The organism is Xenorhabdus sp. PR6a, from assembly GCF_028599065.1.
Lineage (GTDB): Bacteria > Pseudomonadota > Gammaproteobacteria > Enterobacterales > Enterobacteriaceae > Xenorhabdus > Xenorhabdus doucetiae.
This window is the reverse complement of record NZ_JAQRFJ010000032.1, coordinates 31,745-43,151: the sequence shown is the minus strand read 5'-3', so window position 1 is coordinate 43,151 and position 11,407 is coordinate 31,745. Positions and strand designations below refer to the sequence as shown.

At 48.5% G+C, this 11,407-nt stretch carries 8 protein-coding genes; all 8 read right to left on the bottom strand.

Going from position 1 to position 11,407, the window contains the following annotated elements:
• Window positions 1-159 precede the first annotated feature (159 nt).
• The 8 genes from PSI15_RS10405 to dppA all read right to left on the bottom strand — a co-directional run bounded on the left by PSI15_RS10405 (window position 160) and on the right by dppA (window position 10,595).
• Window positions 160-2,307 (bottom strand): phosphocholine-specific phospholipase C, encoded by a 2,148-nt coding sequence (locus tag PSI15_RS10405; protein ID WP_273583479.1) that lies wholly within the window; start codon window positions 2,305-2,307, stop codon window positions 160-162.
• 121 nt (window positions 2,308-2,428) lie between these two features.
• Window positions 2,429-3,898 (bottom strand): insulinase family protein, encoded by a 1,470-nt coding sequence (locus PSI15_RS10400; RefSeq protein ID WP_273583478.1) that lies wholly within the window; start codon window positions 3,896-3,898, stop codon window positions 2,429-2,431.
• A gap of 106 nt (window positions 3,899-4,004) precedes the next feature.
• On the bottom strand, window positions 4,005-4,712 hold the full coding sequence (locus tag PSI15_RS10395; RefSeq protein WP_273583477.1) for a HAMP domain-containing protein: 708 nt from the start codon (window positions 4,710-4,712) through the stop codon (window positions 4,005-4,007).
• 168 nt (window positions 4,713-4,880) lie between these two features.
• Window positions 4,881-5,918: a dipeptide ABC transporter ATP-binding subunit DppF gene (gene dppF, locus PSI15_RS10390; RefSeq protein ID WP_273583476.1), complete on the bottom strand. Its 1,038-nt coding sequence runs from the start codon at window positions 5,916-5,918 to the stop codon at window positions 4,881-4,883.
• Window positions 5,915-6,895, bottom strand: coding sequence for a dipeptide ABC transporter ATP-binding protein (gene dppD, locus PSI15_RS10385; protein WP_273583475.1), 981 nt, complete (start codon window positions 6,893-6,895; stop codon window positions 5,915-5,917). Before dppD ends, dppF begins: the two co-directional genes overlap by 4 nt.
• Window positions 6,896-6,907: 12 nt before the next feature.
• Window positions 6,908-7,810: a dipeptide ABC transporter permease DppC gene (dppC, locus tag PSI15_RS10380; RefSeq protein WP_273583482.1), complete on the bottom strand. Its 903-nt coding sequence runs from the start codon at window positions 7,808-7,810 to the stop codon at window positions 6,908-6,910.
• 10 nt (window positions 7,811-7,820) lie between these two features.
• Window positions 7,821-8,840: a dipeptide ABC transporter permease DppB gene (gene dppB, locus PSI15_RS10375; RefSeq protein WP_045973124.1), complete on the bottom strand. Its 1,020-nt coding sequence runs from the start codon at window positions 8,838-8,840 to the stop codon at window positions 7,821-7,823.
• 144 nt (window positions 8,841-8,984) lie between these two features.
• Entirely contained in the window at window positions 8,985-10,595 is a 1,611-nt protein-coding gene (dppA, locus tag PSI15_RS10370) for a dipeptide ABC transporter periplasmic-binding protein DppA (RefSeq protein WP_273583474.1), read from the bottom strand.
• Window positions 10,596-11,407 lie beyond the last annotated feature (812 nt).

Here is an 11,407-nt window from a genome sequence, read left to right as displayed (position 1 = left end):
TAATAAATCATACATTTATTAACATCATAAAATAGGTATATTGGATAGGCACAAGCTTTATGGGCTAAAGAAGGGGTTATTCAGATTATTGACGATTGTGAATTACATGGTCAAAAAATCACGATAAAGCCCTCCGAAGTGAAGCAATAATCAATTTTCTCACACTTTCCCCATCAGCGGATCGCTGACGCTGTGCCCACCATTTTCCAGCCTGCCAGCTAAGCGGTGGTGCCAGCCGTGCGATCCTTTTAGTGAGATATCGTACCAGCCACCGCTGGGGCGGGTATCAAAAGTCTGGCTGTGATAGCTTCCCGCCGGCAGTTCAATGTGCCACGGCCCCCGCAACGTATAAGGACAGCGCGTTATGGTGATCTTCACCGTTCTGTCACCCGGATTGCTCACTACCAGTTGCAGACAGGTATCATTCATGATTTGTCTGACTTCGGGCTGCCACTGTGCCAGTGAACCGCTTAACGCTCGGTGAAAACCGTTGGGAGCCAGCAGCCAGAGGTCATAGTGATCTGCCGTCTGCCAGTCATCGCTGAGCGACTTACCTGCTTCGACAGTGTAACGCCGCGGGATCTGATCCAGATGCAGCTTGTCGTAAACGTGGAAGACCACACCCTGTTCACCCGTGTTATGAAAGCGCAGTGTCAACAAACGTTTATCGGGATGAGCCGAGGCTTCAACATTAAGCCGGTAAGGCAACGCGCGGGAAGGACGAGCCAGCCGCCGTTGATGCGGCAAGTGCTGGTGTCCGGTCTCCGGCAAGGGTACGGGAGGTAACTTTTCCTGACTCCGGCGCAAGCCGTCTGCTGTATGGCGCGTGATGGCAGGCAGGCGAGGAAGTATTTCATGGTTGGGATTGACAAAATTGAATGCTGAAGTGAGATCGCCACACACTGCACGCCGCCAGGCGCTAATGTTCGGTTCGCGTACCCGAAAGCGCTTTTCCAGAAATTGTAGCACCGAGGTGTGGTCGAACACCTGTGAGTTGACCCAACCTCCGCGGCTCCAGGGCGACAGAACCAGCATCGGTACTCGCGGTCCGGGACCATAAATGCGCCCGTCTGGTGACGGTTGATACTGCGATCCCTGTGGGGCAACGTGCTGGAAGATCTCGGTATCGAACGGTACTGTGGACTTGCCGGCAAAACTGCCATCTTCCCGTAGTGACGGCGCAGAGGGTGAAGGCATGTGATCGAAAAAGCCATCATTCTCGTCGTAATTCACCAGCAATACCGTCTTGCTCCACACTTGCGGGTCGTCTGTCAGCGCATTGAGGATCTCTTGGGTGAACCAGCCACCCTGTACCGGGCAGGAAGGTCCCGGATGCTCACTATAAGCCGCCGGCGCGACAATCCAGCTTACCTGCGGCAACTTGCCCTGCTGCACGTCGGCGCGAAAACCGGCCAGTATCGTCTCCAGATCGTCACCGCTGGCCGCCGGCAGTGTGTTGCCGTTGCCCTTATACAGCGGGATCTTCTCATTTAGTTCATCACTATAGGGCACAAAGTCGCTGAAACCTTCCGGCGGCTGTGCCGGATTACCGGCCATGACACTGGCAGCACGGTACTGGCGAAAACCCGCCAGCGGGTTATCGCCGAAGTTATCCGGCAGGTATTGATAAATTTTCCAGCTAATGCCGCTCTCTTCCAATCGTTCAGGATAGGTTTTCCACGTATATCCTACTTCCGCAGAGCCCGGGCCATCCCACTCATTGACCACGGCGGCAACATTAGCGGCGCTGGGACCATTGGTACCCGTCCAGAGAAACAGACGGTTGGGATCGGTGCCTGCATGAATCGAACAGTGGTATGCATCACATAGGGTAAAAGTGTTAGCCAGAGCAAATTGGTACGGCAGCTCGGTTTGGCGGTAATACCCCATTGAAGTCGTGGTCTTATAGGTTGGCCAGTCACTCATACGGCCACTGCCCCAGGCTAAGTGTTCATCAATCCAGGAGTGAGGCGTCCCCCCAGCCCGCTGTGCATTGCCGCGCCGGCTATCCAGATGATAAGGCAAGACCAGCCGTCCTTTTCCTTGTTGTTGCCAGATATTGCGACCATCAAGGAGTGGAAGAGTAATGCGGTCGCTGAAGCCACGTACGCCAGGCAACGTACCAAAATAATGGTCGAAGGAGCGGTTTTCCTGCATCAAAATGACCACATGTTCCACATCATCAAGGGTGCCGGTACGGTTGTTCGCGGGTATGGCCAGCGCCTTACGAATCGAAGCCGGCAGTAATGAATACGCAACGCCGATGGTGACAGCCCGCAACATTTCTCTTCGTGAAAAACCAGACATGCGTGATTAATTTCCTGAGACGAGTTCTGAAAATAACGCCAAGGGTAATACCTGAATATGACAGGGAGATTACACCAAGAGAAAATTGTTCACAAATTGGCCTCAGCCCCTGTCTGCTCTCTTACTCCCCACCGTTCACTGTTTCGGGTTCTTGCGACTTTTCCGGCAGTGGCCCTGGTCTCATAATCTGGTTAAAGCTATTTTTGATTTGATTAACATCAACCGCTGCCTCACCTTTTGGCTGCACCAGAATAAAAGAGATTTCTTGAGACAGTATCTCTTTTAGTTTTTTATCCAAAAGTTGTGGCGTCAGGGCGGACAAAAATGCCTGCCTTAGCCGCTGGAATTGCTCAGGCGCGATATCGATCACATTATTTTGCTGTGACAATAGACGTTGGTTAATCAAAACTTCGGTATCGGTGCGGGCATACATGGCAAATAGCTGCTGGAGTTGATTGCGCTTCTGAGCATAGAGTTCATCAAATTGTGCCTGCGGCAAGCCATTTTCCCGCAAGGATGACAGTTGAGAAGCCAGATACAACGTGGATTCCATCAGCTTATCCGTCGGCGCATCCAGATTTAATGAGCAGTTCGCCTGTTGGTATAGCACACGGCAATCCAGACCCAATTGCATGTCACCCTGCTTATCCTTAAGCCCCAATTGCAGGTAACGATAAAGCGCTTCACGCGTCAGGTCACTCAACCAATACTGGGTCAAGGCTTGTGAATTATTCATTGGCGACCAATTCAGGTTCCAGGTTAAGGACAGGCGATCTTGTTTGGCTTTATCACTCTCTACGCCAATCGTTGCTGCTTTCAGCGGCAGCAAAGTCGGGACAGGAGCTGGTGTCTGCCGTTTTCCCGCCAATGATGCAAATACCTGATTAACCCGCTCGGACAGCGATCGGTTGTCAACATGCCCCGCGATATACAGGGTCATCACATCCGGCGTGTACCATTGATGATAAAAATTTTCGACTTTTTTCGCATCCACAGGCACGGATACCGGCATCCCCGGATCATGATCGATAAGTGTCGAGCCTTGCAGCCACATACGCCACACCGGATCTTGAATATCGGATGGAAATGTTGTCACAGAATGTTCATCTGTTTTCATGGCCAGTGCCAGTGTTTGCGGGGTAAATACCGCGCCACCCGCAATGTCGGACAACCATATCAATGCATCTTGCAACAGTTCGGGACGATTATTCGGCAGGCTCAGGCTATACAGGGTGAAATCATAGGAAACAATGGCAGGGGGAAAAGGGTTTTTAGTCTCTATCGCATTGCGCCACAGGTTTTCCAATTGTTGTGATGATAAATCTTTACTGCTGGATAAGACGATTTTCGGAATAAGGTAGGTGTAGCCCCGTTGCAGGTTTTTCTCGGTCAATGAGCCAGTCTTGACCAGTAACCGCAACTGTATTCTGTCATTAGGCCGTTGTGGTGTTTGCAGGATTTGCCAGCTAAATCCATTTTCAAGTTTACCTTGTTGCCAGGCTGGATCAGGCTGCAAAGTCTCAGCCTGTGCCAGACAAGTCGTAGCGAGGATCGCACCACCAATAAGATACCCGATTTTGTTGCCCAGCATGCTCACTTACCCCTACCTGTTTAATTTTATCCGGCAAAACCTAAGATAATCAGCTATACCCAGAGATTATCATCCCGGATTAGACCGTTATTCATCTTGTAAGGTTTCATTTTGATGGTGTTTTCTGCTTATTAACCTGACGATTATAGCCTTTTACCAGCAATCCCAGTTCATCATCCTGATGGCTTTTAGGGCAAGACATCGGTTCTGGCGGCTGTTCTCCATTCAGTTCCCGCGCAACATCGCGCAATGGATGGATGATAATGCGATTTACGCACCAGCTTATCGACACCGTGAGAATAAGCGCAAGTAATAAATAAGTGGTTAACATTAATGCAAGTGTATTCAAGGCAAAACGATACACCCGATTGGAATCAACCTGCAAAATAAGGTGCCCCTGCGACTCTGCGGTTTTTGGCGCAACACCATAAACATAGAGAGGAATATTGACCTCAACGGGAATACCAAAAACCTGCTTTGCCAGTTCAGGTATGGGACGATGAGTGGCAAAATCCAAACTCATTACCCGCATGTTATTCGGTAATAGTACATCGGCTCGCCCCAGAATGCCGGAGGTCTTCAATCCAATCAACAGGGTTTTTGCTTTATTGAGATCTGAACTCAACAACGCTTCAGCCAAAGGCGTCTGGATCTGTACAGCTGCATTGTTAAGTTGACTGATATAATCCTCTTTCCGCTGCTGCAATAAGTGAAATAATTGGATGGTGATGAAAATGGCAATGGTAACCAAAGTGACACCTGTCACTGCGGCCATTTGTTTAATGGTTAACGAACGTTTGACACGCAATTTCATCTTATCCAAACCAATACCAAACCCATACCAAATCAATAATAGTGAAAATACTGACCTGCACATCTTAACAATGTGAGTGAGTATACTTGATTTTACTTGCGACCGTCTTATTTTGATGAATGCAATGGAGAAAAATGACCGGGCTATAACACCACGGTCAAGATAGGATTAGGCGGCTGAATTTTCATCCTGTTCGACCGCGAAGCACGCAATCTGTTGTCCGCCATATTGCTTCAATTTAGGTTGAAATTGAGTACATTGACTCAATGCCCGACGACAACGGGCAGCAAAAGCACACCCCGGAGGCGGATTCATCGGGCTTGGCAATTCTCCCGTTAGCTTAATGCGCTCACGACGCAGTTCAGGGTTCAAGCGAGGCGTCGCCGACAACAGCGCCTGGGTGTAAGGATGACGCGGATGGTTGAAAATCATCTCCCGACTGCCTTTTTCAACACAACGCCCCAGATACATCACCATCACTTCATCCGCAATATGCTCAACAACCGAAAGATCATGGGAGATAAAAACGTAAGATAATCCCAGATCCTGCTGCAAATCCATCATCAGGTTCAAAACCTGCGCTCGCACCGAAACATCCAATGCCGAAACGGGTTCATCGGCAATCACCACGTCTGGGTTTAACATCAACCCCCGAGCAATGGCGATACGCTGACGCTGTCCTCCCGAAAACATATGTGGATAACGTGAGTAATGTTCCGGCTTTAATCCCACTTTCGCCATCATCTGCAAGACCTTTTCCCTGCGTTCGGCCGCCGTCAATGACGTATTAATCAACAACGGCTCTTCCAAAATCTGCCCCACTTTTTTACGGGGATTTAAGGAAGCGTAAGGATTTTGAAATACGATCTGGATTTTCTGCCGACGCAATTTTTCTGCTTCTTTATTTGGCACCAAGAGATCTTGCCCCAGATAATAAAGTTCTCCATCCGTCGGTTTTTCAATCATGGTCAACAGGCGACCTAATGTGGATTTTCCACAACCCGATTCGCCAACAACCGCCAGCGTTTTGCCTTTTTCCAATTCAAATGAGACACCATCCAACGCCTTGACCATACGTTCAGGCGAGAATAAGCCGGTTTTTACCGGATAATATTTCTTCAATTCGGTGGCTTTTAGTAAAGGGGCGCTGCCCCTTAAAGAAGATGATGTGGACTTTTCCTGTTCTCTGTTTTGCTGAACACTCATACTGTTGGCCTCCCCTCATCATCCAGCGGCATATGACATTTAACCTGACGATCTCTCACCGTTTGCAAGGGTGGTTCTTCCTGACGGCAATGCGCATTGGCATAAGGGCAGCGAGGGTTAAGCAGACACCCTGCCGGGCGGTCATATTTTCCGGGAACGACACCGGACAACGATGCCAGACGGGATTTGTCTACCGCAAATTCCGGCAATGCCCGCAATAATGCCTGTGTATAAGGATGGCGTGGTGCGCGGAAGATTTCCGTCGCTTTACCCATTTCCACCACCTGCCCGGCATACATCACAATAATATGGTGAGCCGCCTCTGCCACCAACGCCAAGTCATGGGTTATCAAAAGTAATGCCATGTTTTCCTTCTGCTGCAATTCCAGCAACAGTTCGATGATTTGTGCCTGAATGGTGACATCCAGCGCCGTCGTCGGTTCATCGGCAATCAAAAGTTTCGGCCGACATGCGATCGCCATCGCAATCATGACGCGCTGACTCATCCCCCCCGATAATTGATGCGGATAAACCTCCAGGCGAGAGGCCGGATCGGGAATACCCACCAGAGTCAATAAGTCGATTGCCCGCTGGTGTCGCGTTTTCCGATTGCCACCCTGATGGACTTTTAAGGCTTCCATAATCTGATAACCGACGGTGTAGCACGGATTCAGACTGGTCATGGGATCTTGGAAAATCATCGCCACTTCCGCCCCCACCAACTGACGGCGCTGTTTTTCTGAAATTTTGGTCAGGTCACGACCATCAAACTCCAGTTTTTCGGCCATGACTTTGCCCGGATAATCAATCAGCCCCATAATCGCCAGTGAACTGACTGACTTACCTGAACCGGATTCCCCCACAATGCCGACAACCTCTCCCTGCTCAATACGATAGCTGATACGGTCAACGGCGCGGAATGGTGCACCTTCATCCCCGAAGTGCACCGATAATTGGTCTACATTCAATAATGCCATATCACAATACCCCTACTGCTTGAGCTTGGGATCAAGTGCATCGCGCAGCCCGTCCCCCATCAGGTTAAACGCCAATACGGTCAGCAGGATCGCCAGCCCTGGAAAGGTCACCACCCACCACGCACTCTGGGCAAATTGCAAAACATCGGCCAGCATGGTGCCCCATTCTGGGGTTGGTGGCTGTGCCCCCATGCCCAGAAACCCTAAGGCAGCCATATCGAGAATGGCGTTTGAAAACCCTAATGACGCCTGCACAATCAACGGCGCAAGGCAGTTTGGCAGGATATTGATAAACATCTGGCGTATGGCTCCCGCCCCCGCCACTTGGGAAGCCGTCACATAATCGCGGTTGACTTCCACCAGTACCGCCGCCCTTGTCAGGCGGATATAGTGCGGCAAGGCGACGAAAGTCAGTGCCAATGACGCATTGACAATTGACGGGCCAAAGATCGCCACCAGCACCAGTGCCAACAGCAGGCTTGGCAAAGCCAACATGATATCGACGATGCGCATGATCATGGTATCCACCACGCCGCCGAAATACCCCGCCAATAGCCCCAGAATGACGCCCATGATGAGTGACATCACCACCACCAGACAGCCCACCAGCAAGGAAAGACGAGCGCCATACATCAGGCGGGACAGAATATCGCGCCCCACATCGTCCGTGCCGAGGAGAAATTGCCAGCTTCCGCCTTCCTGCCATACCGGCGGCATCAGCAAGGAATCACGAAACTGTTCTGCCGGACCGTGCGGCGCCAATATCCCGGCCAATAATGCAATCAGCAGCATCAGGACAATATAGACAAGGCCAATGACAGCGCCTTTATTACGTTTAAAGTAGTGCCAAAATTCCTGTATCGGCGTCATTAATTTCGGCGCACCCGATACGACCGGCTCAGTTGTTTGAGTCATCATGTGTTCCTTATTTCTTATGACGAATGCGCGGATTGACGATGCCATACAACAAATCAACCACCAGATTGACCAGAATAATCATGGTTGCGACCAGTAATACGCCCCCCTGTACGACCGGATAGTCACGGCGTTGCAGGGCATCAATCAGCCAACGCCCCAATCCCGGCCATGAAAAAATCGTTTCGGTCAGAATGGCACCCGCCAACATGATGCCCACTTGCAGGCCAATCACCGTGACGACCGGTAACAACGCATTACGCAGCGCATGGACAATAATGACACGCAGGCGGCTCAGCCCTTTTGCACGGGCAGTCCGAATATAATCTTCGCCCAACACTTCCAGCATGGCGGAGCGAGTCATACGCACAATCACGGCTAACGGGATCGTTCCCAACACAATCGCGGGCAGGACCATGTGCATGACCGCATCAGTGAAATCCCCTTCCTCCCCCCAAATCAGCGTATCAATCAGCATAAAACCCGTCAGGGGATAGCTGTCATCAAGGAATACGCTATCGCTGATCCGGCCGGAAACGGGCGTTAAGTTCCACTGGACGGAAACCAGCATAATCAGCATGATCCCCCACCAGAAAATCGGCATGGAATAGCCGGTTAATGACAGGCCAATCGCGGTGTGATCGAAGACCGAACCCCGTTTGACGGCCGCCAATACCCCGACCGGGATCCCGACGGAGATGGCAAACAGCATGGCACAGATGCCCAATTCAAACGTTGCTTTAAAGCGCGGGACAAACTCATCCCAGACAGGGATGCGGCTTTTTAACGAGATCCCCAAATCCCCATGCAGTACGCCATTGATGTAATGAAGATATTGCTCCCAGAGAGGCTTATCCAGCCCCATTGCCGCCATTAACTCGGCATGACGCTCGGCAGAAATACCCCGTTCTCCCGCCATAATCAGTACGGGATCGCCGGGGATCATATGCACAAACGCAAAAGTCAGCAGCGTAATACCAATAAACGTTGGGATGACTAACCCCAGACGTCGGAGGATAAATTGCAGCATATCCTGATTTCTCTTTTTAGATACCAGTTACGGCTCTTTGGGCCGCTTGGTGTGATACAAAGTCGACTTGCCCATCAGAGAAGCGAAACCATCCCCACAGAAAAATCCGGGGGATGGTTAATCACAACAGTTCAATAGCAAGAATTATTTGAGATCAACTTGGTAGAAAAGGTGTCTGCCAAGGGGATCAACCAAATAGCCTTTTACTTCTTTACGGACGGGTTCATAAGCCGTGGAGTGAGCAATGATCAATGCGGGGACTTGTTCATGCATGACAACCTGTGCCTGTTTATACAGTTCCGTGCGCTTATTGACATCCGCAGTTTCACGTGCTGGCTGGATAATGTCCTCAAAGGGTTTGTAACACCATTTAGAATAGTTGGAGCCTCTTTCTTTGGCAGCACAGCTAAACAGGGTGCCGAAGAAGTTATCAGGATCGCCGTTATCCCCTGTCCATCCCATCATGACCGTTTTCGGTTCACCATCTTTGGCACGTTTCAGGTATTCACCCCACTCATAACTGACAATCTTGGCCTTCACGCCAATTTTCGCCCAATCAGCCTGAATCATTTCCGCCATGCGACGGGCATTCGGGTTATACGGGCGCTGTACCGGCATCGCCCACAGATCGGTTTCGAAACCATCCGATAAACCCGCTTCCTTCAACAGCGCCTTGGCCTTAGCGGGATCATAGCTGTAATCTTTGATATCGTCGTTATAACCCCACATGGTAGGAGGGATCAGGTTTTTCGCTTTCTGCCCTGCGCCCTGATACACCGCCTCAAGAATAGCGTCTTTGTTCACTGCCATTGCCAGTGCCTGACGCACTTTCACGTTATCCAGTGGCGGCTTGGTCACATTGAAAGAGAGGTAACCCACGTTCAAACCCGCCTCTTCCATCAAGACAATATTTTTATCTTGTTTCATCCGGGCGATATCCGCCGGGTTTGGATACGGCATCACCTGACATTCATTTTTCTGTAATTTGGCATAGCGGACAGAAGCATCAGGCGTAATGGAGAAGACTAAGCGGTCAATTTTCGCTGGCCCTTCCCAATAATCCTTAAATGCCTTATAGAGAATGCGGGAGTCTTTTTGGTATTGCACGAGCTGGAATGGGCCGGTACCAATCGGATTGAGGTCAACTTTCTCTGGTGTGCCCGCTTTCATCATCACATCGGCATACTCTTTGGACAGGATCGAAGCAAAATCCATCGCCAGATTGGCGATAAAAGGTGCCTCAGAGCGTGACAGTTCAAAGCGAACGGTATAGTCATCCACTTTTTCTATTTTGTTGATGATATTCCCCATATCCATGCCAATGAAATATTCGTAGCTGCCGCCTGAGACATTATGGTACGGATGATTTTTATCTTTCTGACGCATAAAAGTAAAAATCACATCATCCGCATTAAAATCACGGGTAGGTTTGAATTCCTTACTGCTGTGCCATTTCACCCCTTTGCGCAAATGGAAGGTATAAACCTTACCCTCATCACTCACATCCCAGCTTTCGGCCAGGCTTGGAATAATACTCGTTGTGCCTACTTTAAAATCCACCAGACGGTTATAGATCGGTCTGGAAGTGGCATCATAAGTTGTACCAGAAGTGAATAGCTGCGGGTTGAAGCCTTCAGGAGAACCTTCAGAGCAATAAACCAGCGTCTTGGCCTGAATACTGGCTGTCACAGCCAATGCAACAAGACCGACCCCCAGCTTTAACAAACTGGACTGTTTTTTCTTGAAAATCGTCATTACTTGCACCCCGTTTGTGATGTTGCTTGTTTTGTTATCTTTTCGCTTGTCAATTAATCAATTGTTATGCCTGCCGTCAACATGGTCACACATAAAGCGAGAAACATCAGAAGAACATAAAAGCAAAAAATTATTAACAAAATTGGTTGAAAAACATGACAAGAAGCACATGAAATAGACAAATCAACTAGAAATTAATCAAATAGGAAGAATTAAACGCTGGTAATGAGAATTTTTGAATTTGTGACCGATTGCTTAAATAATAATCAATATGATTTATGAAAAAATTAATTGGAATAGAACAATAACCCCGCTAAACGGAGGAAGCGGCTTAAATTTAGACGATTTAAATGAAACAAACCGCATAGCTGGAAAAAAATACTTTTCCATGCAAGATTAAAGCACTTTGGGATAACAAATTTTCATTATTTTAATCACCATATAATATTATATGCTTTTATCACTATAAATATTTTTATTATCTCCAATTTTCTCTTTTAAAGAGTATCGAAAAATGTTAAAAAAATTACAAATAAAGTTATTACATATCTCCTCTTGGCTGTTGCATTTATGTAACCCACTTGTTATTTATATGGGTGAATCATAAATTATATTGCTAAAATATTTAGATGATGACATAAAATTAATATTTCTTATAAAACTATTAATGTGGGGTAATGATCATATGAAATCTAAATAATACTTACTGGTAAAACTGTAACTCTGCGGGTAAGTTTATTGATTAAATTATATGTTTTAGTTAAAGAAGTAACTTTTTGATTTTATCTGATGAAAATACATTATAAATGTTG